Below are 24,116 nucleotides of genomic sequence, written 5' to 3'. Positions count from 1 at the left end.
CGTTTTATTTCTATGTTGTTATTAATACCTGACATTAATAGATATTCTAAAAATATTCTCTGGGTGATATAATTGATATTAATAAATTAATATTTTGCAGTTTTGTTTTATAGTTTCATTCTACTGCCTATCCCGCTAATACCGATACAGTTATTTAAATTTTACAAAGAGGTACTATTATGTCCTGGTCAAAAGAGCAAGAAACAGCAATTCACACCCACGGAAAAAATATTTTGGTTGCAGCAGCTGCCGGTTCAGGAAAAACAGCCGTACTTGTTGAACGTATAATACAGCTCATCTTGAATAATAATGTTGATATCAGTGAAATATTAGTCGTAACTTTTACTAATGCCGCAGCATCTGAAATGCGCGAACGTATCGGCCGACAATTGGAAGGTCATCTCTCACAAGCAGCTCAGCATAATGACGCAGATATGATGAAAAAACTTGAACGCCAGCTTGTCCTGCTTAATGCTGCGTCAATATCAACACTGCACGCTTTTTGCCAGAATATTCTTCGTCGTCATTTTCACGAAATAGACATTGATCCCAAATTCCGCCTCGCCGGTGAACAGGAAACAACTTTATTAAAACAAGATGTTCTAACTGATTTAATAAAAACTCAATATGAACAGGAAAATAATGACCTTTTTTTACAATTTGCTGATTCTTACGGCAACGAACGCGGTGATGAAGCAGTCTGCCAAATAATTTTAAATATTTACGAATATGCTATGAGTCAACCTTTTCCCTATCAGTGGTTAAACAGTCTGCCTGATTTTTTCACTATCCCACAGGATAAAACCATTGATGATACCAAATGGATAACTATTATTCGCTCAGAAATACAAAGCAGTATTGATGAATGCACCCGACTCAATTCGGAAATGCAAAAAACGGCTGGTCAAACTGACTACGTCATAAAAGCAATTACTGCTGATGAAGTTTTATTAGAGACAATCCGTACTGCTGTAACAGCAAACTGGCATACTTTATATACTGTCATGAATACCCTTAACTTTTCAACAATGCGCCTTCCCGCTGACATGGATGAAACAACAAAAAATCATCTTAAAGAAACACGGCAAACAATAAAGACTATTGTAAATACACTTCGTGATGATTTTTTTCTAATGCCACCGGATAAAATGCTGGATGATATACGAAATCAAAAAAATATTATCTCCTTTATTGCTGATTTTACAATAAAATTCATGACTGCCTACGATAAAGCTAAGCATGAACACATAATTGTTGATTTCAATGACTTAGAACATTTCACTTTGCAAATATTAGCAGCGGCTGGTTCAACAGAAAAACACCTGATTCCTACCAATACAGCAATTAACATAAGCAAAAAATACAGAGAAGTGATGGTGGATGAATATCAAGATACCAATGGTGTCCAAGAAGCTATAATTAATTTAGTCTCCGGTAAAAATTTCAATAAATTTCTCGTTGGTGATGTAAAACAGAGCATTTATCGTTTCAGGATGGCTGATCCTGGTCTATTCATGGAAAAATATCTTACTTATCCCCAAAAGTCAGATCAGTGTATACGCATTGATTTATCACAAAACTTCCGTAGCCGTTCCAATATATTGCAATCGATAAATTTTATCTTTGCCCAAACCATGACACAGCAAGCTACTGAACTGGACTATGGAAAAAAAGAAGCTTTTTCCCCGGGTATAGAATATCCGGTTGACAAAAATTCATTGGATGAAAAAGTCGAACTACTGCTGATTGATAATGGCAGTTCAGTACCTGATGAGAAAGCCATAACCGATAACGATGTTATCAATAATAAAGAAACTCTTACCGGTTTTGCCGCTGAGGCTGATTGTATCGCTAAGCGGATTAAACAGCTCATGCAACAAAATCATACTATATACGATAAGCAAAGTAATCTTTACCGACCGCTTATTTATCGTGATATTGTTATTCTCCTGCGTTCAATGACCGGCAAAGCTGATGTCATGCTTGAAACACTGCGCAATAATGATATTCCCTCATATGCATCAGCAAATGGCGGTTATTTTGCCGAAACGGAAATAAAAATAATGCTTGCCTTACTGCAAATACTCGATAATCCACGTCAGGATATCCCTCTTGCAGCCGTATTATACTCACCAATAGTTAATTTCAGCACACAAGAGCTGGCCCAAATAAGACTATGCCAGCCGACCGGCAATCTTTTTGAGGCTTTAATGCAATCCTGCAATCCGCAAAGCGGCCTTGACGAACCGCTCAAAGAAAAAACAATTTCCTTTCTGAGTAAATTAACACATTGGCGATCCTTATCCAGGCAGCGCAGTGTTCCTGAACTTATCTGGCAGCTATATGATGAAACCGGTTATTATGATTATTGTGGTGGTATGCCCGGTGGCCTTTTAAGACAGGCCAACCTACGAATGTTATATGACCGTGCGGCAGCTTATGAAGAAACAGATTACCGCGGTCTATTCCGTTTTCTGCAATTTATTGGAAAAATGAAAAAAAGCGGTAACGATCTGTCAGTGGCCCGCACACTTGGTGAAAACGAAAATGTCGTCCGCATTATGAGTATTCACAAAAGCAAAGGCCTGGAATTTCCCGTTGTCATTATTGCAGATCTCGGTAAAAAAATGAATCTCACCGACAGCAGGCAAGCTTTATTGATACACAAAAATTATGGATTAGGACCATATATTTATAACCTGCAATACAACTCCCGCTATCCGACTCTTGCCCGACAGGCTATTGCCAGGCAAATAATGAAAGAAAGCAAGGCTGAAGAACTGCGCATTCTTTATGTTGCAATGACCCGTGCCCGGGAAAAGCTAATTTTAACTGGTACTGTGAGAAATTTACCCAGACAGGCTGAAAAATGGTGCCATCAAAACAATGACAATAAACCAACATTGTCAAGTTACCAAATTCTTTCTGCCGGCTCTTATCTAGACTGGATCTGTCCTGCATTGTCCCGACACAGTGCCGGTACCGCATTATACCGACTCTGGAATGGCCAAATGGTGGATGATATGCCACATCTTGACTACGACGATTCTCAATGGAATATAACCATTCATTCCGCCAATGCGGACAGTACAAAAGAAAAACCCGTCGAATTGACCGCCATCTTCAATAAATTGAAAAAGCACGCACCGCTTGCCACTACTGTTAATAAAAGCTGGGTTGATAAACGCCTTGCCTGGCATTATCCACACCTCCCCGACAGCCATATCCCTTCCAAGTTATCTGTTACAGAAATAAAACGTCGTTTTTCCTCTGAGGATGAAAATGCTGTTAATATCTTTGTTAACAATGAATATACTCGCCCGCGTTTCCTACAAAAAAAGTCAACCTTAACAGGTATTGAATACGGAACTTTGATGCACACTGTCATGCAGCATCTTGACCTAACAGACGACTTAAGTAAAAGTGGTATAAAAATGCAGCTGAACCAAATGGCACGAACTGAAATAATTGCACCGGAAAATATTCCTCAAGTAAATCAACTTTCTATCTATAATTTTATCTATTCAAAACTGGGTCAAAGAATGCTTATTTCAAATAAAATACGGCGTGAGATGCAGTTTTCCCGTATGCTGGATGCTGTCAGATTTTACAATACCAGTCCAACGGGCAGTAAAATATTTATTCAAGGTGTAGTAGATCTCTTATTCGATGAGCCCGATGGATTAGTATTAATCGATTATAAAACTGACAATTGCAATCCTACTGAAGCCAAGGACAAGTATAATATACAAATCAACCTTTACAGCGAAGCTGTCCAGTCTATCTTAAATAAACCTGTTAAGGAAAAATATCTATATCTATTTCATAATAGTGAAATCGTGCAAATTAACTAGTATCACTATTGTTTTAGCCGACAGTAATAAATCACGCTCGACTGCACTAGTTGAATATGCATTGTGGAGTGATATTGATTATTTAATAACCGATATCGACATCAACCCTAAAACTGCTAATGAATTAAAAAAATTTACTAAACTAGTTATAACGGAAAAGTAAAATAATACTATAATTAACAATTTACAGCAAATCAAATATAATTTTTTAGTCATGACCTCCAGTAAACTGGAGGCTTGTTCTAGCCCTGGAAGGGCATATTACTAACATAAGCCCCTCAAGGGGCGTCCGAAAGGTCTAACCAACGTTTTTCTTTTTCGAGCGACCCCTAAAGGGGTTTTTTTTTGCCTTTTACTTCTTGCTACCCGTAAACGGGTCTACAAATTCCCTTAAACTTATCTGATCTGTTATTTGATCTTGTTGTAACTGATTTCTAATGTAATTCTCTATCTGCTTCTTATTTCTTCCTACTGTATCTACAAAATATCCTCTTGACCAAAAGGTTCTGCTTCCATACTTATATTTTAAATTTGCGTGCCTATCAAATATCATCAAACTGCTTTTCCCCTTTAAATATCCCATAAAACTTGAAACACTATACTTTGGGGGAATACTCAACAATAAATGTATATGATCTGGACAAGCTTCTGCTTCTATAATTTCAACACCTTTATCCTCACACAGTTTTCTTAATATCCATCCTATATCTTTTTTCAATTCTCCATAAATTTCCATTCGACGATATTTTGGTGAAAATACTATATGATATTGACATCTCCACTTTGTATGTTCTAAACTTTGTATATCTTTATCTTTCATGATAAAGTCCTCCCTGTTATTTTTATGCGGTTGGCTAGACCTGCATTTATTATAACAGGGACTTTTTTTCGACTAAAGTCAAAACCTTCGATTCCGCCGGCTGAGCCGGTGGATTATTTTGAACAGTTATAAAAAACAATGAGACCCCGAATTTCCCAACACATTCAAGAAATTCGGGGTCTCATTATAATATTAACCATCTAAGAAATAATATAAATTATATAATACTGTAATATTATTCTAATTCTTACCGTTTTCTGGCACCGTTTTTACATCAAACGGTTTCAATACCACTTTTATATTATCATTTTCATTAACTAGCGTAGTAAATTCAGCCGGAGCATTATTTCTTAATAATTCAAAAGAAACCTGACTGCCAGGTTTCGGCGGTGTGTAATCAGCAGCCAGCAGCACATCACCAATTATAGCTTGATGCTGTTTTCCCGCAGTACAAGTTATTTCATCGCCATTATTAAGCAAATAATCTGAAGCAGCCGCATTATCATTAACAGAAATCTGCCCATTGGAAGCCGTATGTACGACACACGGTTTATCATTAAAGAGTACCGTTATATCAGAAGAAACGCTCATATCATGTAAAATATTTTTCAAGGGAACTCGCTGCGGTTCCTTAAAATCTATTTCATCATTTTTCTGAACTTCATCAGATAAGTATGCGGTTTGTCCATTTAATTGAATTTGCGGTGCAGATTCATATACTTTACTAATGCCATTAAGCGTATAATTATAAACAGCATTACTTATATCATAGCCAGTATTTTCCAATGCATCTGCAATAGTAACATGTTCACAATAGGTTATTTCGTCCTTATCCTTAAGGAACACAGCTGTATCTGTACATAATTGTCCGTTTAATAAATAGCGCGGCTGTACGACTGTTAATTCACCATTTATATACACATTTACCGATTTCCCCGCTTTAATCACATCACACAGATGCATCTGTGGCGGTGCACCATTTTCACCATGCTCTATTACAATATGCGCCTTAGCTTCCACCTTGTCACTCAATGAGGCTGGTTGTCCATTAAGTTTCAGTTTGGCCAATGTTCCCATTGTTCCGCTAATCATTTTTTGTTCACCGTTTATATTGATCCCAATACCCAAACCAGGTTTACCATTATATTTATGTAAATTTATCCCTGCATTCAAAAGCACATCGGCAATGGTAAGTTCCTTAAAATTAAACATATTATATTCTGCATCATTTACATACATTGCAATAAGATTGAGCGTTTGAATACAGGCCGTTTTTAATATTCCCAATGGAGTCACCGCATCCGGCGCTTTTAACGTATCAGGTATGTCCGTTATATCATCTACTTTATCCGGCATTCTGACCGCTACACGTGATACCGGCATGCTAAGCTTTTCAGCTACTTTCTCAGACAAACGCGGTGTCAATGCTCCGCCTCCCACCAGCATCACAGCTTGTGGCGCTGCTGCGTTGAGTTCTAATATTTGATTGGCTATTGCTTGAGCAAGCTCGGTTACATTTTCCATCACACTATCGACTATTTCATCTCCAGACAATGCATAATCCATTCCTAATATATCCGTAAATTTTACTTCGTTAACACCATCCATCGATAATTGTCTCTTTACTGCTTCCGCCACATTAAAATCCAATAAATATTGCTTTGATATTGCTTCTGTTATCTCATCGCCAGCCATCGGCACCATACCATAAGCGACTACTGAACCATCCCTGGTTATAGCGACATCAGATGTTCCTGCACCTATATCAACAAGTACCAAATTTAAATGGCGCATCGTTGTAGGTATTAAAACACTTATTGCTGCAATTGGTTCTAATGTCAAGGCATGCATTTCTAACCCTGCCGCCTTTAAGGCTGACTGCATAGAATCTACAACCTGTCGCGGTAAAAACGTAGCGATTACATCAGCGACAGCTGTTTTACCACGCTGCCCCACCAAACTTTTTAATTTAACTCCATCAAGAGCATAAGATACTGTACTATATCCTACACAATAATAAAGAGACATGTCTTCTGCCATATTTGACTCTGCCAATTTTTTCTGTGCCGCTTGCACTGCTATAAAATCAAGGTGCTTTTCTTGTTCGTCATCTATAACACCATCAACTTCCAATTTTGCCTGAGCCGTCATCGTATATAATGCACGTCCCGCCGCTGCCACCGAGACTTTTTTCAGTGGCCCGACAGATTCCTCAAGGCCTTCCTTTACTGCACAAATCACTTGTGCTACCTGAGGAACATCATGTATCTGCCCATCGAGCATTGAACGAGTCTTATGCTCCTGCCGTTTTGTTGTAATAATTTTAAGATTATCCTCATTTTTTTCTGCCACAATGCCAATTACACTGCGTGTACCTATATCAAGGGCAAAGACAGTATTTTCATCATTTAGTTTTTTATTGTCCACTACATCTGTTTTTCTGTTAGACATATGCCATGCAGCCTTTTTCGTCCTCATATTATAAACCGCATAATCGCGGATTTCACCTCTTTCATAAAATTTCCTATAACCGCGCCAAGCTTATGTATTATTTTTACATATCAATGATATTATAGCATAACCCTATTGGAAAATATAATAGAGCATTTTGTGTTTTCTGATAATATTTTTCAAATAAAAACCACATACATAAAAACAAAGCCATCCACCACAATCTGATGAATGGCCTTAAGCATATTGTTTACACAAACTAATGTCAATATAATGGTCGGAACGGCGGGATTTGAACCCACGACCCCTACCACCCCAAGGTAGTGCTCTACCAAACTGAGCCACGTCCCGAACAGATGTATTATAAGTTTATTTTTCTCTCCTGTCAAGTCATCCCAACGATAAAACCCATTTTATACACGATTACAGTTTCTCAGCAAGCTCAATTATTGACTTTCCGACCTATTGTCTCTATAATTTTATTCAATCCCATATATATGGATAATAAACTAATGAGGATGATTTTCATGTCAAAAAAATTTAAAGCGCTATCGATTGCCGGTTCTGACACTTCCGGCAGTGCTGGTATGGAAGCTGATTTAAAAACATTCGAAGAAATGGGCGTCTATGGCATGGTTGCTCTCACTGTTATCGTTGCCCAAAATCCTGCTAATTGGGCGCACGACATATTTCCCATCGATCTTCATACTATCGAACGCCAAATTGCCACTGTTGGCAGCGGTATTGGCACCGATGCGATGAAAACCGGTATGCTCGGTTCAGCTGCCTTAGTTGAAATGGTCGCAGCATCAATTCAAAAATATCATTTAAAAAATATTGTCATTGACCCGGTAATGGTCTGCAAGGGCATTGACACTATAATGGTGCCGGAAGCGGCCGCAGCTATAAAAACCAAACTTGTAAAATATGCTGATGTAATAACACCAAATACTTTAGAAGCAGCTTACTTGGCCGATATGGACAAAGTCGAAACGGTTGACGATATAAAGGAAGCCTGCCAGCGTATTCACAAATTGGGCGCCAAAAATATCGTAATAAAATCCGGCAGCCGTTTCACGGGTGGTAATATGGTTGATGTTTTATTTGATGGAACTGCCTTTACCATTGAAGAAAAAACCAAACTTGACAATGTCTACAACAGCGGAGCCGGCTGCAGCTTCTCTGCAGCGATCACAGCCTGTCTTGCTAAGGGACTTGACATCCATACTGCTTTTAAAACCACACAGAAATTTATGCAAAAAGCTGTAGAAAATTCATTTAAACTCAATAAATACACTGGTTCTTTATGCCATTGGGCATCTCGTCAACAATAACTTGCTGTTTATCAAACTTGATCACTGCAAAATGTATCAATAAAAGAGGTTATTTTTTATGAAACAAATCATCTATACTGATAATGCGCCTGCTGCCCTTGGTCCATATTCACAGGCAATAGCTGTTTTTGATAAATTAATTTTTATCTCAGGACAAATCGGTGTCATGCCACAAACCGGCAAACCCGCTCAAGGCATTGAAGCTCAGGCTAATCAAGTCCTAACTAATTTGAAAGCTATTTTAAAAGAAGCTGGATCTTCTATGGATAAAGTGGTTAAAACCACTGTTTTTATCAAGGATATGAATGATTTTTCTAAGGTAAATGAAATTTATGGTCAATATTTTACCAATACTTATCCGGCCCGCTCCTGTATAGAAGTGGCTCGTCTGCCTAAAGACCTGCTAATTGAAATAGAAGCTATAGCCATTAAATAAATAATTCCCAAACATATTACAAGAGCTGTCGCACGAATGACATTGACTTCATATAAATATGCAGCTACCATCCTCTTTTTAAGAGCGGACAAGAGATTTGGCATATTGCATATTTATGAATAGAAATGCTACGTGTGGCAGCTTCTTTTTATATTGTGATTTATCGTTATTTATCTTCGTACATTTTGGCATAATAATCCTTATACGAACCATCGATTATTTTTTGCCACCAGTCACGATGCGCTAGATACCATTTTATTGTTTTTTTCATTCCTTCATTAAACCTGGTTTTTGGCTGCCAGTCCAGTTCATCGTTTATTTTAGCCGGATTAATAGCATAACGTCGGTCGTGTCCCGGTCTGTCAGTGACAAACTTTATAAGTTCATATGGTTTGTGTAAATATTTCAGAATCATTTCCACAACTTGAAGGTTTGTTTTTTCATTATGCCCGCCGACATTATATATTTCTCCTTCTTGCCCTTTTCTTACAATTAAATCTATAGCCTGGCAATGATCTTCCACATAAAGCCAATCCCGTACATTTCTGCCCGTACCATAAATTGGTAATTGTTTATCATTAAGCGCATTTATTATCATTAACGGTATGAGTTTTTCTGGGAAATGATACGGTCCATAATTATTGGAACAACGCGATATACTCACAGGCAATCCGTATGTACGATGATATGCCTGTACCAATAAATCAGCAGCCGCTTTTGATGCTGAATATGGACTTGATGTACGTAAAGGAGTATCCTCTGTGAAAAACAAATCCGGCCTGTCAAGCGGTAAGTCACCATAAACTTCATCGGTAGATACTTGATGGTAACGCTTTATTCCATATTTCCTGCAGGCATCCAGCAATACACCAGTCCCAATTATATTAGTCTGCAAAAAAATCTCTGGTGTTTCAATAGATCTGTCCACATGGCTTTCAGCCGCAAAATTAACAACAATGTCCGGTTTTTCCCGTTTAAATAAATCATATACAAATACTCTGTCGGTTATGTCACCTTTAATAAATTTAAACTTTTCATTCTGCATCGCTGTACTCAGCGTTGATACATTTCCGGCATAAGTCAACAAATCAAGGCAAATTACTTTATCCTCATGTGCAGCCAATTCATAATAAATAAAATTGCTGCCTATAAACCCGGCACCGCCAGTGACCAATATATTCATGCCTCATCATCCTTTCCCACCAATTTCTTATTCCATAATACTTTCCACAGCATCAAGCAATTTATCATTTTCCTCCCGACGCTTAACGGCTATGCGGACAAAGTCACCGGACAATCCAGGATAATTAGCGCAGTCCCTGACAATAATACCCTTCTCCAACATTATTTGATAAAACCGAGCCGAATCCATTCCCAATTTATGTATATTTAAAAGTATATAATTAACTGATGGTTTATAGACTTTAAGCAGTGGCAGCTGAGAGAGTTCTTCATATAAATAATTTATCTCACTGCGCGTATAACTGCGGCTGCGCCGACGATATATTTTATCATCCAATGCTGCCAAACCTGCCTTTTGTGCCAGACAATTAACATTCCAGGGATCTTTATCCAAATTCATGCGCCGTATTACCTCGGCATCGGAACAAGCAGCAAATCCCAGTCGCAGCCCCGGCAAAGCAAAAAATTTTGTCATTGAATGAATTATCAACAGATTATGACATCCATTTAATAGAGATTTTACAGAAAAATCTCCGCTATTACTGATAAAATCCATGAATGATTCATCAACAACAACAAAACAATTATTGGCTTCCGCATGTTCTACAACAATTGCAATATCTTCAGCAGAATATAATGTTCCAGTGGGATTATTGGGATTACATAAAAACAACATATCTTTATTTTTCAATGAAATAATCAATTTTTGCAGTGGCAGTTCAAACTCATGCTGTTCCGATAAAAAGCAATAATTTATTGTGGCATCGACACTTCTGGCGGCCCTTTCATATTCACTGAAAGTCGGTGCGATCAGCAAAACATTTTTGGGCTGCAGTACATGACACAAAACATATAACAGTTCCACGGCACCATTTCCCATTATTATATTTTGCGGTGCTATATCGTAAACTGTACCAATTTTATTCTTTAACTCAGTCATTGCCGTATCTGGATAATGTATAACATTATCTACATTGTCCATTATTGCCTGCCTGACAATTTTACTCAATCCCAATGGATTGATGTTGGCACTAAAATCGATTAAAGCATTGTCACCTGTTTTTGCAGCTGCCGCATAAACGGCACCGCCGTGTTCAAATTTTTCCGGCATAAAAATACTTCCTTTCCGGTTTTGTTCACGCTATTAATAATATTACATATCTTAATTATACAGTAAAAAAACCACCGGCTATCAGCTCAGCGGTAAATAAATACCTCATATACGGACACATTTCATGAACAGCATGTACACATTCCAGCAACTTGTTTTCACTAACTGTAATGGAAAACAATACACCTATCAAAGTACCGCTGTGAGCTATATTGACTCCAACCGCATTACATTTTTCAGCTATATCTATGATCACTTCCAAATCTTCTTTGCACAAAATATCCTGATTAGCCAATGCACTTATTGTTGCTCCTTTACCTATCGCTGCCGCATTTTTATACTTTACACCATATTCAACCAATTCCAGGGCTTGTTTCACCTGTTCTTCTTTTTTCTCATTAAGATATGGCAGTTCACCACGTTGATTAAACACAATTGTATCGACACTGCCTCCGCAATCAAATACAAGTATTTTCAACGGCGGTGGCGTTCCCAGATATTGCAGCACTTCCCCAGTTATATGATTAAACTTGACTATTCCATCACAAAAAACACCATCAGTGGGTTCAACACGTGCTGCTATTTGAGCAATTTTTTCAGCAGTTATGTCTATTCCGAAGGCAATAGCAGCTGCTTTGCACACAGCTGCTATATCAGCACTGCTCGATGACATGCCTTTACTTTTTATCAATTGTGTCTGCAACTTTACATTCAATAACTCCGCATCCAGACCAAATTCTGTGCAAAATATTTTTAGTGCTTTGGAAGCCTTGCTTTTCAAAACATTTTTAACCCCATTGTCAATAATTATCGCTGTAGAAAACATATTGATCGGACAGGTTATTAAAAACGGTTCACCATCTATTACACCTTGTACCAATTCACCACAGGAACCTGGCACTTTCACTGTCACAGGTACATGGTTTTCTGTTTTTTCACTCAATCGCAGCAATTCCATTTAAATTTCACCATAAACAAACGGCGTGACAAAATCTTTGAAAAGCGGTGCCTGTTTATCCTTCGCCGAAAAAGTATATCGGCCTTGCTGCCACTTATCCCAGGTGATACCAATATCCGGATCATTGTAGATAATGCTTCCTTCCGTCTCCGGTGCGTAATAATTATCTGCCTTATACTGAACTTCAACATCATTGCTTAAAGTCACAAATCCATGTGCAAAACCACGCGGCACATATAATTGACGCTTATTTTTATCTGACAATTCAACAGCCAGCCATCTCTTATAAGTGGGTGAACCCTTTCTTATATCTACTGCAATATCCATCATCGTACCATGCGTGCAGCGAACAAGTTTTGCCTGTGTCATTGGTGGTTTTTGAAAATGCAGCCCCCTCAATGTCCCCCTTGGTGCCGAATAAGATTGATTATCCTGGACAAAATCAGCTTTCACACCATATTTCCTCAAAACGCGGGCAGAATAGGTTTCCATGAACCAACCACGATTATCGCCAAAAACTTTTGGCTCAATGATATATACATCTTTTACTTGTGTCTGTATCACATCCACTTTACCAAATCTCCCTATTCAGGTTATTATCTTTTAACATATTCATGAGATAGCAGCCATATTCATTTTTCACTAATGGTGCCGCTAACTTCACTACATCCTCAGCACTTATGTATCCAAGCCGATAAGCAATTTCCTCTGGACAGGCTATTTTAAGACCTTGCCTATCCTGCACCGTTTCAACAAACGAAGCCGCCTGCAATAACGATTCATGTGTCCCCGTATCAAGCCAGGCATAACCACGTCCCATAATCTCAACATGCAGTGTTTTCTCATTTAAATAAAGACGATTCAGATCAGTAATTTCCAATTCGCCACGTGCCGACGGTTTCAAACTTTTGGCATAATCAACTACATTATTATCATAGCAGTAAAGCCCGGTTACTGCATAATTTGATTTTGGTTCTGACGGTTTTTCTTCTAAACTAACAGCATTACCGGCTGCATCAAACTCAATAATGCCATAGCGCTGCGGCTCCTTAACATAATAAGCGAATACAGTAGCTCCACTTTGTCTTTGCGCAGCATGTTTTACCGTTAATGATAAATCGTGTCCGTAAAAAATATTATCACCGAGAATCAATGAACAACTCTGTCCGTCAATAAAGTCCCTGCCAATTATAAACGCCTGCGCCAATCCATCAGGACTTGGCTGCACTGCATAGTGAAGAGAAATTCCCCATTGACTGCCATCACCCAACAGTGCCTGAAAAAGCTCTGTATCATGTGGTGTAGTGATAATAAGTATTTCTGTTATACCTGCCAGCATAAATGTACTAAGCGGATAATATATCATTGGTTTATCATAGACAGGCATCAGCTGCTTACTTACAACTCTGGTCAGCGGATATAACCGTGTTCCCGCTCCGCCAGCCAGAATAATTCCCTTTTGCATAATCTATTTCTCCTGTTTTACGCCTATCTGTATATATGACAAATCAAATTTTGCCAAAATCTTAGTTTTATACTGGTTCCGCCCATCAAAAACATATTTTCCGCGCATTCTTTTTTTGATTTCCAAAAAATCCGGACTTTGAAACTCCTTCCACTCTGTGACAACTATAAGAGCATCAGCATCATCAAGAGCGTCATATTTATTTTCACTATATGTTATATTATCAACAGTATTGAGATAGAAATCACGTGCCGTTGCTATTGCCTTTGGATCATAAGCTTTTACAGCCGCACCGCGCCTGACAAGTTCTTTAATAAGAAAAATTGCCGGTGCCTCGCGCATATCGTCAGTTTCCGGTTTAAATGCCAGTCCCCACACGGCAAATGTTTTTCCTGATAGATTTTCGCCAAAAATATTTACTACTTTTTTCCCCAATACTTTTTTCTGTTCCATGTTAACTTTTTCTACCGACTGCAATAATTTTGCCTCATAACCATACTCACTGCTGGTTTTTATCAATGCCTGCACATCTTTAGGAAAGCAACTGCCCCCATAACCACAGCCAGGACTGATGAAACTATAGCCTATGCGCCTGTCGCTGCCTATGCCCCGACGGACCTTATTCACATCGGCACCGGTACGTTCAGCTATATTAGCTATTTCATTAATAAAGGAGATTTTTGTCGCCAACATAGCATTCGCAGCATATTTGGTCAGTTCGGCACTCTTGACATCCATTATTATAAATACTTCCCGTGAACGAATAAACGGTTCGTATAATTCCTTCATCATTTCAATAGACGCAGGTTCTTCCGAACCAATTATTACTCTGTCCGGCGTCATAAAATCGGCGCAGGCATTTCCTTCTTTCAAAAATTCCGGGTTAGAAATTATATCAAATTTAAGATTACTATTCCGTTTTTTCAATTCAATTGCAATGGTTTCTCTTACCTTTGCTCCTGTGCCGACCGGCACAGTAGATTTGTCAACAACATACATATCGTGTATCATATATCTGCCAATATCACGCGCCGCGGCTAAAACATACTGAAGATCGGCACTACCGTCTTCTCCCATTGGTGTACCAACTGCAATAAAACAAATATTTGCTTTTTGCAATGCTTCCTTTATATTGGTAGTAAATGACAAATTACCCTTTATATAATTATTTTTCACCATGTCAGAAAGACCTGGTTCATAAATTGGAATATGACCGCTGACTAATTCTTTTATTTTTTTTTCGTTTATATCGACACAAATAACATCATTGCCGGTTTCTGCGAAACATGTACCCGTCACTAAACCCACATAACCCGTACCAATCATCGCTATCTTCAAAATAATCTTCTCCTTGGATTGTCTATTCTTTTGCAAAAATAAATCTTTTAATCTATATTCTCCTATATTTGTAGGAAATTTACAAGGGCTTTAAAAAAATCCTTCATTAGATTATAATGATAATATTGATTGTAAATTATAATATGAGGTGTAAATGAGTATGTATTCATATAAAACAGCAGGAACATGTTCTCAACAAATAAACATTGAACTAAATGGTAATATAATAAAAAACATCTCTTTTATCGGCGGCTGCAACGGTAATTTACAGGGAATCACCAAGCTGGTCCAAGGCCAGGATGCTCATGATATAATAAATAATTTTAGCGGTATTAAATGCGGTTCACGTCAGACTTCATGTCCTGATCAGCTGGCCAAAGCCCTTCAGGAAGCTTTAAATAAACGATAATTTACTGGCATTAATTTAATATTTTGCCAAAAGGGGTGATTACCATTTTATTCGATTGTCATACCCATACTGAATTTTCTGCTGATTCTGTAATGAAGCTCACTGATGCTCTTGATATTGCTCAAAAGCTCAATATTGGACTTATTACAACTGAACACATCGATTTTGATTTTCCCGGTTCTGACATATATGAATTTGATCCAATCGAGTACTTCGATCACTATCGGAAATATCAATATAATAATTCATTGCTGCTGGGTGTTGAAATAGGCATGCAAAAACAAACTGCCGTCCGCAGTAAAATATTTTCACAACAATCACCTTTTGACATGATCATAATATCACAACATATCATCGATGGTTATGATATTTATTATCCTGAGTATTTTTACGGTAAAGATAAGCTGACTGCTTACCGCATATACTTACAGGCTATTGCCAATATGATTTCATTACATTCTTTCGGTGACGTTTTAGGGCATATAGATTACATTTGCCGCAAAGCACCTTACGATGACAAAGAATTATATTATAATGACTTTGCCCCCTATATTGACAAGATTTGGCAAACAGCCTTAGTCAATAATGTGATTCCCGAAATAAACACACGTCGTTTTTCAAATGACATTTCTATAAAGACTTTAATTCCCGTCTATAGAAGATATCATGAATTAGGTGGTAAATATGCAACAATTGGTTCTGATGCCCATGTACCTGCCTCTTTAGGTTCGGGACTAAAAAAAGCCTGCATTTTTCTAAAAAAATGCGGCTTAGTACCTGTATATTTCAAAAATCACCAACTCATTCCCATGCTTTAAATATATTTAAAATCATTTTGAAAGGGTGACTATAATGAATTTTATCTCTAAAAAGAATGTAAAAATTCTTTCTACTGTTTTATGTATAACACTTACTTTTTCCACTACTTCCATTACATTTGCCGATAGCACCATAACCACAGGCACTACATTGTCAACAGCCAGTGATATTTCTGACAGCAATGCCGTGCAGGACAAATTAGCCTCTGTAGAAAAAGCCGTGTATGGGACCACCCAGACGGGGGCCATAATTGATCGTATTAATAAATTAGAACAAGATTATTATGGGACATCTAAAAACGGTAACTTGTTCGACCGCATCAATAACATATATGCACAAATCTTCACTAATACCTATTCTCCTTCAGCAATAGCCCAAATGAATGGTATTGAATGGTCGTTAATGCATCAGGTCTCAATGCATCCTATAGGACAACGTTTATCCGATCTTGAAACCATGCTTTATGGGAAACCCAAGAGTGGTACATATTATAGCCGTATGTTGTCATTAGGCAACGCTGCTTTTGGCAGTTCACAACAAGCTATTCCACTTTCACATACACTTGTCCCCGCTAATACACTCATAAAGATCAAACTCGTCACTCCACTCAATTCTGAAACGATGAAAGCCGGAGATGAAGTAAAATATCAAGTAGCTGAAGATGTTATTTATAATGGCAGCATGGTTTTTGCCGCTGGTGGACTTGGTGAAGGTACTGTGACCAGCGTAAGCTCTGCTAAAAATTTTGGCCGCGATGGAAAAATCGGTATAGACTTTGCCAAAACGCAGGCTTTTGACGGAACAATAGTAGACACCATTCTGGGTGAGAAAGCAAAAAAAGAAATGAAATCGGAGGCCATGGCCGCCGGTGCCAGTGTTGCCGGTATGGTATTATTAGGCCCTATAGGTATCGTTGGCGGTGTTTTTGTCAAAGGGAAAAATATAAATCTTCCTGCCGGCACCGAATTATTTATCCAAACAAAATCAGATATTACTCTTTATGGTACTCCGGCCAACAGTACCTCTTCCAATAACACTCTAAATTCAACAGCTCAGACAGTGACCCAAACTAGTTCCTCAGCGGAATAGCAGGAGCATGTTGATCCTTCCGATGATACTCCGGCAGTATTATCAAATACAGCTGGTTTAATTCAATATAATAATACTTCCGACCAAAATCAAAAATGATTGATAATATAAGATTGATAATATAAATATCCAATTTTTATTGTACTAATTATTGACAATAAATGAATATAATGATATATTATCAACTAATGACAAGCTCATTAGAAGACTAAAGGCTTGGAAAGGCAGATATTTTCTGCTTTTCCAAGCCTTTTTTGTTTTCAAGCATATCAAGGAGGTACAAAATGAATCAATCATTATCATCACTGGCTGCTGCCAGAAGGAATCATAAAACAAAGCACAATCAGCTTCCTTGGGGAATAGTCGTATTAGCTGCAATTATCGGTATCGCTTTCTTCTTATTTGCAAATGTTCCCCAAGCTGCAATTATGTGGGCATTTGGCATAATCATCGGATTTACATTGCAAAGATCCCGCTTTTGTTTTACCGCATCCATGCGAGATCCAGTCTTAACCGGCAGCACATCTTTGACCAAAGCAGTGTTATTGGCAATTGGTGTAGCTTCCATTGGCTTTGCTTATATTCAACATTCTGCTGCTGTCAGTGGTTTGCCAATTCCAGGTAATATTTCGCCGGTAGGTCCGAACACAGCTATTGGCGCTGCTATGTTCGGTATTGGCATGGTCATTGCCGGAGGGTGCGCTTCCGGCACATTAATGCGTGTAGGAGAAGGGTTCTTAATTCAGATAATAACTTTAATTTTTTTTATCATCGGTTCACTTTGGGGCGCACATGATTTCGGCTGGTGGACAGCCAATATCATTCCTAAAACCAAAATATTCTTACCGACGCTTATTGGCTGGATTCCTGCTTTAGTAATTCAGTTCGGATTCTTAATAGGATTATATGTTTTAGCAAACAAATATGGTAAAAGATCAGATAAAATTTAAGGAGATAATTAATATGTCAGAATATACACTGGATTGTCTTGGAGAAATATGTCCTGTTCCTTTAATAAAAACACAAAAGAAATTAGCTGCATTAAACAAAAATGATATTCTCATCGTATCCATTGACCATAGTTGTGCTATGAAAAACATTCCTGAATGGGCTAGAAAAGAGGGCCACAATGTGGAAATAGAAGAAATAAACGATGGAGAATGGGAAATATATATAGAAAAATAAGGAGACCCGTATGGACAACACTTCTTTATATGCAAAATTACTCAAAAATCCCTGGAGTTACACGACAGGTGCAATTATTTTAGGTATGGCAAATATTACCATGCTCAGCATTACCGGCAGTGCCTGGGGTGTCACAACGCCATTTTCATACTGGGGTGCATGGTTTTATCAAATTTTAGGTGGACAACCCGATACATGGTTTTATTTCTCGCAAAAAACACATGCCGCAGCTATTACCGCCGGTTTTTGGAATAACGGTCATTCAGTTTCCAATATTGGTATAATTTTTGGTGCTTTTTTAGCGACATTGCTCGCATCACAATTTAAAATAAAAAAAATCAAATCTAAAAAACAAATCTTTGGTGCCATCCTCGGCGGCCTCTTAATGGGATATGGTGCCCGCATAGCTTTTGGCTGTAATATCGGAGCACTTTTCAGCGGAACAGCTTCCATGTCCCTGCATGGCTGGGTATTCATGCTCTTCATTTTCATCGGCGCTATTATTGGCAGCAAATTACTGACAAAATACTTTATCTAAAATACTTAACCATTTTTTATTGTGAGGTTCCTTAATGAAGAAAAAACATGCATACTATGATATCATAATTATCGGTGGCGGACCGGCCGGTTTAACTGCTGCCATTTATACAGGAAGAGCAAAATTAAAAACATTGGTCTTGGAAAAATCATTTATCGGAGGATCAGCTTCATCCAGCAGTGAAATTATCAATTACCCCGGATTCCCATCGGGAATAACCGGACTGGCTCTCACAAAATTATTTCATGAACAAGCCAAGTTACTCGGTGCAGAATTTAAACTTACTGCTGCTAAAAAAGTAAATTTCTCCACTCAAAACGACTATACCGTAGATACCTTCCGCACCATTTACCATGCCAAGTCAATAATCATCACCGCTGGAGGAATTCCCCGTCTTACCAATGCAAAAAACGAGGAAAAATTCCTTTTTGATAAGGGCATTTCCTTTTGTGCCACCTGTGATGCCGCAGCCTGTGAAAATAAAACAATTTTGGTCGTCGGCAGTGGTAATGCCGCTTTGGAAGAGGCCATATTCTTAAGCAAATTCGCAAAGAAAATTTTTATCGCAGTTCGTAAAGATGAATCACAATTAAAAGCCGGCAAAGCAATCCAATCTGAAGCCAAAAACAATCCCAAACTTAGCTTCATTTGGAACAAATCCGTTAGTTCTTTTAACGGAGACACTTACTTAGATTCTGTTTCTTTAAAAGATACACTTACCGGCAGCGAAGAAACGCTGCCGATTGATCGCTGTTTTTTATTTATTGGCTACACTCCTGACAGTGAAATATTTGCCCATCAGATAAATTGCTCTTCTGCCGGTTATATTAAAACAAATGAACAAATGCAGACAAGCAGGCCCGGTATATTTGCCGCTGGTGACATACGCGAAAAAACAGTGAGACAAATAGCCACAGCCATAGGTGATGGTGCCACTGCAGCAATAACAGCCGGTAAATATATCGACTCAATTACAAATAACCTACCTGATATATAAATTCTTTATATACTATTATCAAAAACAAATGGACTGTCGCACAGAAAAAGTGCATACAGTCCATTTGTTTATATTCCGCTATTTAATAACAATATACTTGCAATGATTATGATTAACTCATTAGACTTCCACCAGTAAGATTTATTGCTTGTCCCGTGATATATGATGATTTTTCTCCCGCCAGATAAAATGCCAAATCAGCGACTTCTTGATATTCACAAACCCGTCCCATAGGAATAGTCCCGCAAAAATAAGGCATAACCTCTTCTGGTTTCAACTTCCGTTTTTGGGCATAATCACCTATTTGTCTATCCCACATAGGTGTCTTAACAACACCTGGGCAAATAGCATTTACTCTAATGTTTTGCTTGGCAAACTCCACAGCCACTGATTGTGTTAAACCAATAACCCCTGCCTTACTTGCACAATATGCCTGATATCTTGCACCACCTTTTTTGCCCGATTGCGACGAAAAATTAATAATACTACCTCCCCCATTTTTAAGCATTTTGGACACAGCACATTGACATCCTAAATACATTCCCTTTAAATTTACCGCCAGTGTCTTATCCCATATCTCTTCAGTACACTCCAAAAAAGGAATAATAATTGAAATTCCCGCGCAATTTATCCAAACATCGATTTTACCAAATTTATTAATAATTGTATTTCCTGCACCAAATACATCATTTTTAGATGTTATATCTATTTTTTGTTTTAAACATATCCTTCCCATTTTATTTATTTCATCATAACTGTTATTGAGCCCCTCTTCGTTTATGTCTAGTAATGATACATTAGCCCCTTTTTGTGAAAATGCTTTTGCTATAAAAGCTCCTATACCACTGCCAGCACCTGTTATTACCACTGATTTATTTTTTATTGGCATATATATTCCATCATCCTTTAGGAAATAAATTTTATTTCAATTCACGAAAAATTTACTACTACTCTGAATTTATCCGCTTTAGCCGCTGATTCAAATGCTTTCTCTATCTTTTCTATCGGATATATTTCACTTATGAATGGTTTTAAATCAATTACATGTTCTGATACCATTTGCGCTGCCCGCATAAAATCGCGATCATTGGAATTAGCTGTTCCCAATATTTGTATTGATTTTCCATGCACCCAATTAGGATCGAACAAAACCGGTTCTGCTGGATGAATAGAACTGTACAAGACAATCTTTCCCGCATTGCTGACACATCCAAAAGTATCCTGCACCACTGTAGGAATAGGTGTTGTATCAAAAACCACCTGTGCTTTTATTCCTCCCGTGATATCTTTTACCGCTTCACTCAAATCGATTTTTGCCGGATTAATCGTACATATTGCACCCAATTTCTTAGCCAATTCTAATCTTGCTTCATTCACATCTGAAACTATTACCGCGGCTCCTCGTTTTTGACACAATATCGTGTGAATCAATCCCATAATTCCGCAACCAATGATCAATACAAAATCACCCATTTGCACATTTGCTGTTTCTACACTATGAATTACGCATGACAGCGGTTCTATGATACAAGCCTCATTTGGAGTTACATTTTTATATTTAAATATACAATCAGGTGATACCAATAAATACTCACTTAATCCGCCCATTCCTTTATATGGTAATCCTTCCAAATGAGCACTATGGTCAAAATGCTCACAACTTTGCGAATTCCCCGTTTTACAATAATAACAATTACGACACTGCAATGTAGCACCTACAACTACTTTATCACCAACACCCCACTCAATTTTATTGACATTTTCACCAAGTGCCGCAATTTCACCAGCGATTTCATGCCCCCCAATAAAAGGAAATTCAACCTTATTTACCCCTGTATAAACTCTTTGCTCCCATGTACATATTGCACAGGAATTGACCTTAACTAAAACTTTATTACCACTTACATGCGGAGTTTCGCATTCTTGTAACTCCACTTTTCTAATTCCCGTAAATACCGCTGTTTTCATTACCATCTTACTCCTTTAACCAACAATTCCCGTTACACCCAATATAATTCCTATTATAACTAATATTCCCATAACTGTAGTTGATTTTAACTGTTTATCCTTTAACAGATATAATGTCAGCAAAGTAATTCCCAAAGGAATCATGCCTTTAAATAATTTATCCAATATATCTGTTTGCAAAGACAATTGAGCTTGCCCCAAAGGTATATTCATCGTTGACTGTGCTTTTACATAACTAGCGGTCAATGATCCCAACACAGTCGCCCCCATTATAGAAGCTGCTGCTATAAGTTGTTTCATTTTCCCTCCGCTTAAAATTGCCTGTACACCTTCTTTACCAGTTTTATAACCACGCATGTACATAATATAGGCAATCGTAAGCATTATTATAGCTTCTGTCACTCCAAATACTGCTGCACCAAGCATATTTCCTGCTGAAGCAATACCTATACCAACTGCAAGTAATATTGGTTGTAATGTTCCCTGCCATAAAGTATCACCAATTCCAGCAAATGGTCCCATCAGTCCTGTCTTCACACTATTGATAGCGTCATCTGGAATATCAGCTCCGTTAGCTCTAGCTTCTTCCATAGATAAAACCATGCCGTTTATTATACCGCCAAAATGTGGTTCTGTATTATAAAATTGCATATGACGTTGCATAAAAGCTTTCTGGGCTTTTTCATCACCAGGATACAATTTCTTAGGCAAATGTGACATAGAAAACAAAACACCACTTGCCTGCAAACGTTCATAGTTATAATTGGCATGAGAAAAAAACGTCCATTTCCAAAAAGCACTGAGAACATCCTTTTTACTAAGACTGACTTTATTTTCCATATTAATATTTTCTCCCTTATTATTAAAAGTCATCATCAGCTGCAGATACTGTGGCAGCATTTGCTGTTAATCCTGTGTATAAATAAGCAACTATCCCAGCAATAATGGCAACAGGCATAGTTGTAAGTCCTAAATATACTGTAACCACAAATCCTAAAATAAACCATAAAAGAATACCTGGTTTACTTATAGCCCGTAAATTCATCGCAATACCAATAGCAGGAAGAATTCCACCTATTACTTCAAGTACTTTGAGAGGTGTTCCATCTAGTGTTGCAATAATATTCGACACTACACCAGCACCATAATAACAACCAAGTGCAACAGGAATTACCCCTATTATAAAAGCTATTATCTGTGGAGGTACGACGTGCAGAAAACAAGCTTTTTTCATATCTCCATTCAGTGCGCATTTATCAATCATATGAACAAAAAATACATCTACAGTCATATGCACCACCCAAATTATTGTGCCCAATAAACCTAATGGAACAGCTATAGTTATTGCAACAGCAGGACTTACTCCTGCTGCCAATGCCAGTGCAGTTCCTAAAGTTCCGGCCAACCCAGGATCAGTTGGTGGAGCACCACCTGCTGAAATATAAGCAATAAATGGTAAATTTATTGCTGCACCAATTATTGCTCCTGCCAATGGATCACCTAAAATTATTCCAACAATAAGCCCTGAAACAAGTGGTTTTTGTATAATAGTGCTTCCCATGCACGTCAACCAAGGTGTCCCATTAATACCCAAATAATAAACTATACCAATCAAAAATGCCTGTAATACAGAAATTTCCATACTAACTTCTCTCCTTTTAATAAAAATTTGAAATTTACAAATATTTTGCGACATTAATTTTTTTATCTTCAGCAATAATCTGTATTTCTAATTTGCAGCCACTATCCAGTATTTTTTTAAATATCTCACGCTCCTCATCTGATGCTGATATATTTTTATAAAATTGATGCCTATTTATATTAGCTCCCATACCACCTATATTTATACAATCAAATTTAATTCCTTTTTCAATCAGCTTCGATACTGTCTTTGGAAATTTAACCAGAATAATAACGTTATCCCCATCCTTGAATCCTTTTATTAATCGTTCAGCCGCCCTATCAACTGAAAAAACACCTAATCCAATATTCCCTGGCACTGCATTTTTTAAAATATTTTTCATAAATGGATCTGCTGCCACTTCATCATCAATTACCATTATTTTGGTTGCTTGGGTAAAATTGAGCCACGATGTCATAACTTGTCCATGAATAAGTCGATCATCTATTCTGATCAATACCACATTTTTCACTATAAACTC

At 37.7% G+C, this 24,116-nt stretch carries 24 protein-coding genes and 1 tRNA gene; 10 read left to right on the top strand and 15 right to left on the bottom strand.

From position 1 onward, the window contains the following. The first annotated feature begins 179 nt into the window (after window positions 1-179). Window positions 180-3,854 carry a helicase-exonuclease AddAB subunit AddA gene (gene addA / locus F8M42_RS00555; RefSeq protein WP_182187496.1) on the top strand — a complete coding sequence of 1,225 codons (3,675 nt, stop codon included), beginning with the start codon at window positions 180-182 and terminating at the stop codon, window positions 3,852-3,854. Between the two features lie 352 nt (window positions 3,855-4,206). Here addA and tnpA read toward each other — a convergent pair whose 3' ends face one another. From tnpA to F8M42_RS00540, 4 genes are all read right to left on the bottom strand, one after another. Then, a complete protein-coding gene (tnpA, locus tag F8M42_RS00550) occupies window positions 4,207-4,674 on the bottom strand; it encodes an IS200/IS605 family transposase (RefSeq protein ID WP_182186775.1) in 468 nt (155 codons plus the stop codon). A gap of 240 nt (window positions 4,675-4,914) precedes the next feature. Then, a complete protein-coding gene (locus F8M42_RS00545; protein WP_229711375.1) occupies window positions 4,915-7,125 on the bottom strand; it encodes a cell division protein FtsA in 2,211 nt (736 codons plus the stop codon). A 179-nt stretch (window positions 7,126-7,304) separates the two neighbouring features. Then, window positions 7,305-7,427 carry a hypothetical protein gene (locus F8M42_RS13710; protein ID WP_268233951.1) on the bottom strand — a complete coding sequence of 41 codons (123 nt, stop codon included), beginning with the start codon at window positions 7,425-7,427 and terminating at the stop codon, window positions 7,305-7,307. After that, window positions 7,400-7,476: transfer RNA gene (locus tag F8M42_RS00540), tRNA-Pro, on the bottom strand. The genes F8M42_RS13710 and F8M42_RS00540 overlap by 28 nt, the downstream gene beginning before the upstream one ends. A 176-nt stretch (window positions 7,477-7,652) precedes the next feature. Here F8M42_RS00540 and thiD point away from each other — a divergent pair. Together thiD and F8M42_RS00530 are read left to right on the top strand one after the other, a co-directional pair. After that, window positions 7,653-8,459 (top strand): bifunctional hydroxymethylpyrimidine kinase/phosphomethylpyrimidine kinase, encoded by an 807-nt coding sequence (thiD, locus tag F8M42_RS00535; RefSeq protein ID WP_182187494.1) that lies wholly within the window; start codon window positions 7,653-7,655, stop codon window positions 8,457-8,459. A 58-nt stretch (window positions 8,460-8,517) separates the two neighbouring features. Further along, complete coding sequence (locus tag F8M42_RS00530; RefSeq protein WP_182187493.1) at window positions 8,518-8,895, top strand: RidA family protein; 378 nt, start codon at window positions 8,518-8,520, stop codon at window positions 8,893-8,895. A 166-nt stretch (window positions 8,896-9,061) separates the two neighbouring features. Here the strand turns inward: F8M42_RS00530 and rfbB are convergent, their stop codons facing one another. The 6 genes from rfbB to F8M42_RS00500 are packed head-to-tail and all read right to left on the bottom strand — an operon-like array spanning window position 9,062 to window position 14,949. Then, entirely contained in the window at window positions 9,062-10,078 is a 1,017-nt protein-coding gene (gene rfbB / locus F8M42_RS00525; protein ID WP_182187492.1) for a dTDP-glucose 4,6-dehydratase, read from the bottom strand. 27 nt (window positions 10,079-10,105) lie between these two features. Next, window positions 10,106-11,188, bottom strand: a complete 1,083-nt coding sequence (cobD, locus tag F8M42_RS00520) for a threonine-phosphate decarboxylase CobD (RefSeq protein ID WP_182187491.1) — start codon at window positions 11,186-11,188, stop codon at window positions 10,106-10,108. Window positions 11,189-11,243: 55 nt separating this feature from the next. Further along, the gene (locus tag F8M42_RS00515) at window positions 11,244-12,146 is read right to left on the bottom strand and encodes a GHMP family kinase ATP-binding protein (protein ID WP_182187490.1); all 903 of its coding nucleotides are present in this window, start codon (window positions 12,144-12,146) and stop codon (window positions 11,244-11,246) included. Beyond that, on the bottom strand, window positions 12,147-12,716 hold the full coding sequence (gene rfbC / locus F8M42_RS00510; RefSeq protein WP_182187489.1) for a dTDP-4-dehydrorhamnose 3,5-epimerase: 570 nt from the start codon (window positions 12,714-12,716) through the stop codon (window positions 12,147-12,149). It abuts the gene before it with no gap. A gap of 1 nt (window position 12,717) precedes the next feature. Next, window positions 12,718-13,614 (bottom strand): glucose-1-phosphate thymidylyltransferase RfbA, encoded by an 897-nt coding sequence (gene rfbA / locus F8M42_RS00505; protein WP_182188566.1) that lies wholly within the window; start codon window positions 13,612-13,614, stop codon window positions 12,718-12,720. Beyond that, window positions 13,615-14,949, bottom strand: a complete 1,335-nt coding sequence (locus tag F8M42_RS00500; protein ID WP_182187488.1) for a UDP-glucose dehydrogenase family protein — start codon at window positions 14,947-14,949, stop codon at window positions 13,615-13,617. A gap of 160 nt (window positions 14,950-15,109) precedes the next feature. Here F8M42_RS00500 and F8M42_RS00495 point away from each other — a divergent pair, with 160 nt between their 5' ends. The 7 genes from F8M42_RS00495 to F8M42_RS00465 all read left to right on the top strand — a co-directional run bounded on the left by F8M42_RS00495 (window position 15,110) and on the right by F8M42_RS00465 (window position 19,986). Further along, on the top strand, window positions 15,110-15,358 hold the full coding sequence (locus tag F8M42_RS00495; protein WP_326832812.1) for a TIGR03905 family TSCPD domain-containing protein: 249 nt from the start codon (window positions 15,110-15,112) through the stop codon (window positions 15,356-15,358). A 92-nt stretch (window positions 15,359-15,450) separates the two neighbouring features. Further along, complete coding sequence (locus F8M42_RS00490; RefSeq protein ID WP_229711374.1) at window positions 15,451-16,176, top strand: PHP domain-containing protein; 726 nt, start codon at window positions 15,451-15,453, stop codon at window positions 16,174-16,176. 34 nt (window positions 16,177-16,210) lie between these two features. Next, on the top strand, window positions 16,211-17,266 hold the full coding sequence (locus F8M42_RS00485) for a hypothetical protein (protein WP_182187486.1): 1,056 nt from the start codon (window positions 16,211-16,213) through the stop codon (window positions 17,264-17,266). A 284-nt stretch (window positions 17,267-17,550) separates the two neighbouring features. Then, on the top strand, window positions 17,551-18,216 hold the full coding sequence (locus tag F8M42_RS00480; RefSeq protein ID WP_196590966.1) for a YeeE/YedE thiosulfate transporter family protein: 666 nt from the start codon (window positions 17,551-17,553) through the stop codon (window positions 18,214-18,216). A 13-nt stretch (window positions 18,217-18,229) separates the two neighbouring features. Next, window positions 18,230-18,451: a sulfurtransferase TusA family protein gene (locus F8M42_RS00475; RefSeq protein WP_182187485.1), complete on the top strand. Its 222-nt coding sequence runs from the start codon at window positions 18,230-18,232 to the stop codon at window positions 18,449-18,451. 10 nt (window positions 18,452-18,461) lie between these two features. Continuing rightward, a complete protein-coding gene (locus F8M42_RS00470; protein WP_182187484.1) occupies window positions 18,462-18,989 on the top strand; it encodes a YeeE/YedE thiosulfate transporter family protein in 528 nt (175 codons plus the stop codon). A 34-nt stretch (window positions 18,990-19,023) separates the two neighbouring features. Beyond that, window positions 19,024-19,986 (top strand): NAD(P)/FAD-dependent oxidoreductase, encoded by a 963-nt coding sequence (locus tag F8M42_RS00465; RefSeq protein WP_182187483.1) that lies wholly within the window; start codon window positions 19,024-19,026, stop codon window positions 19,984-19,986. A gap of 112 nt (window positions 19,987-20,098) precedes the next feature. Here the strand turns inward: F8M42_RS00465 and F8M42_RS00460 are convergent, their stop codons facing one another. The 5 genes from F8M42_RS00460 to F8M42_RS00440 are packed head-to-tail and all read right to left on the bottom strand — an operon-like array spanning window position 20,099 to window position 24,107. Further along, window positions 20,099-20,875 (bottom strand): SDR family NAD(P)-dependent oxidoreductase, encoded by a 777-nt coding sequence (locus F8M42_RS00460; RefSeq protein WP_182187482.1) that lies wholly within the window; start codon window positions 20,873-20,875, stop codon window positions 20,099-20,101. Window positions 20,876-20,916: 41 nt separating this feature from the next. Then, window positions 20,917-21,954 (bottom strand): zinc-dependent alcohol dehydrogenase, encoded by a 1,038-nt coding sequence (locus F8M42_RS00455; protein WP_229711373.1) that lies wholly within the window; start codon window positions 21,952-21,954, stop codon window positions 20,917-20,919. A 15-nt stretch (window positions 21,955-21,969) separates the two neighbouring features. After that, complete coding sequence (locus F8M42_RS00450; protein WP_182187480.1) at window positions 21,970-22,794, bottom strand: PTS system mannose/fructose/sorbose family transporter subunit IID; 825 nt, start codon at window positions 22,792-22,794, stop codon at window positions 21,970-21,972. Window positions 22,795-22,816: 22 nt separating this feature from the next. Continuing rightward, the gene (locus tag F8M42_RS00445) at window positions 22,817-23,596 is read right to left on the bottom strand and encodes a PTS mannose/fructose/sorbose/N-acetylgalactosamine transporter subunit IIC (protein ID WP_182187479.1); all 780 of its coding nucleotides are present in this window, start codon (window positions 23,594-23,596) and stop codon (window positions 22,817-22,819) included. Between the two features lie 34 nt (window positions 23,597-23,630). Continuing rightward, complete coding sequence (locus tag F8M42_RS00440; protein ID WP_182187478.1) at window positions 23,631-24,107, bottom strand: PTS sugar transporter subunit IIB; 477 nt, start codon at window positions 24,105-24,107, stop codon at window positions 23,631-23,633. Between the last annotated feature and the right edge of the window lie 9 nt (window positions 24,108-24,116).

It is taken from the genome of Pectinatus frisingensis (genome assembly GCF_014076555.1).
Lineage (GTDB): Bacteria > Bacillota > Negativicutes > Selenomonadales > Selenomonadaceae > Pectinatus > Pectinatus frisingensis.
Note: the sequence above shows the minus strand (reverse complement) of the source record. Positions and strands in the feature narration are given on the sequence as shown.

Bases quoted from the DNA above. Each gene is read 5' to 3' on its own strand.
- addA (WP_182187496.1), top strand. From the start codon at position 180: ATGTCCTGGTCAAAAGAGCAAGAAACAGCAATTCACACCCACGGAAAA.
- tnpA (WP_182186775.1), bottom strand. From the start codon at position 4,674: ATGAAAGATAAAGATATACAAAGTTTAGAACATACAAAGTGGAGATGT.
- F8M42_RS00545 (WP_229711375.1), bottom strand. From the start codon at position 7,125: ATGTCTAACAGAAAAACAGATGTAGTGGACAATAAAAAACTAAATGAT.
- thiD (WP_182187494.1), top strand. From the start codon at position 7,653: ATGTCAAAAAAATTTAAAGCGCTATCGATTGCCGGTTCTGACACTTCC.
- F8M42_RS00530 (WP_182187493.1), top strand. From the start codon at position 8,518: ATGAAACAAATCATCTATACTGATAATGCGCCTGCTGCCCTTGGTCCA.
- rfbB (WP_182187492.1), bottom strand. From the start codon at position 10,078: ATGAATATATTGGTCACTGGCGGTGCCGGGTTTATAGGCAGCAATTTT.
- cobD (WP_182187491.1), bottom strand. From the start codon at position 11,188: ATGCCGGAAAAATTTGAACACGGCGGTGCCGTTTATGCGGCAGCTGCA.
- F8M42_RS00515 (WP_182187490.1), bottom strand. From the start codon at position 12,146: ATGGAATTGCTGCGATTGAGTGAAAAAACAGAAAACCATGTACCTGTG.
- F8M42_RS00495 (WP_326832812.1), top strand. From the start codon at position 15,110: ATGTATTCATATAAAACAGCAGGAACATGTTCTCAACAAATAAACATT.
- F8M42_RS00490 (WP_229711374.1), top strand. From the start codon at position 15,451: ATGAAGCTCACTGATGCTCTTGATATTGCTCAAAAGCTCAATATTGGA.
- F8M42_RS00485 (WP_182187486.1), top strand. From the start codon at position 16,211: ATGAATTTTATCTCTAAAAAGAATGTAAAAATTCTTTCTACTGTTTTA.
- F8M42_RS00480 (WP_196590966.1), top strand. From the start codon at position 17,551: ATGAATCAATCATTATCATCACTGGCTGCTGCCAGAAGGAATCATAAA.
- F8M42_RS00475 (WP_182187485.1), top strand. From the start codon at position 18,230: ATGTCAGAATATACACTGGATTGTCTTGGAGAAATATGTCCTGTTCCT.
- F8M42_RS00470 (WP_182187484.1), top strand. From the start codon at position 18,462: ATGGACAACACTTCTTTATATGCAAAATTACTCAAAAATCCCTGGAGT.
- F8M42_RS00465 (WP_182187483.1), top strand. From the start codon at position 19,024: ATGAAGAAAAAACATGCATACTATGATATCATAATTATCGGTGGCGGA.
- F8M42_RS00460 (WP_182187482.1), bottom strand. From the start codon at position 20,875: ATGCCAATAAAAAATAAATCAGTGGTAATAACAGGTGCTGGCAGTGGT.
- F8M42_RS00455 (WP_229711373.1), bottom strand. From the start codon at position 21,954: ATGAAAACAGCGGTATTTACGGGAATTAGAAAAGTGGAGTTACAAGAA.
- F8M42_RS00450 (WP_182187480.1), bottom strand. From the start codon at position 22,794: ATGGAAAATAAAGTCAGTCTTAGTAAAAAGGATGTTCTCAGTGCTTTT.
- F8M42_RS00445 (WP_182187479.1), bottom strand. From the start codon at position 23,596: ATGGAAATTTCTGTATTACAGGCATTTTTGATTGGTATAGTTTATTAT.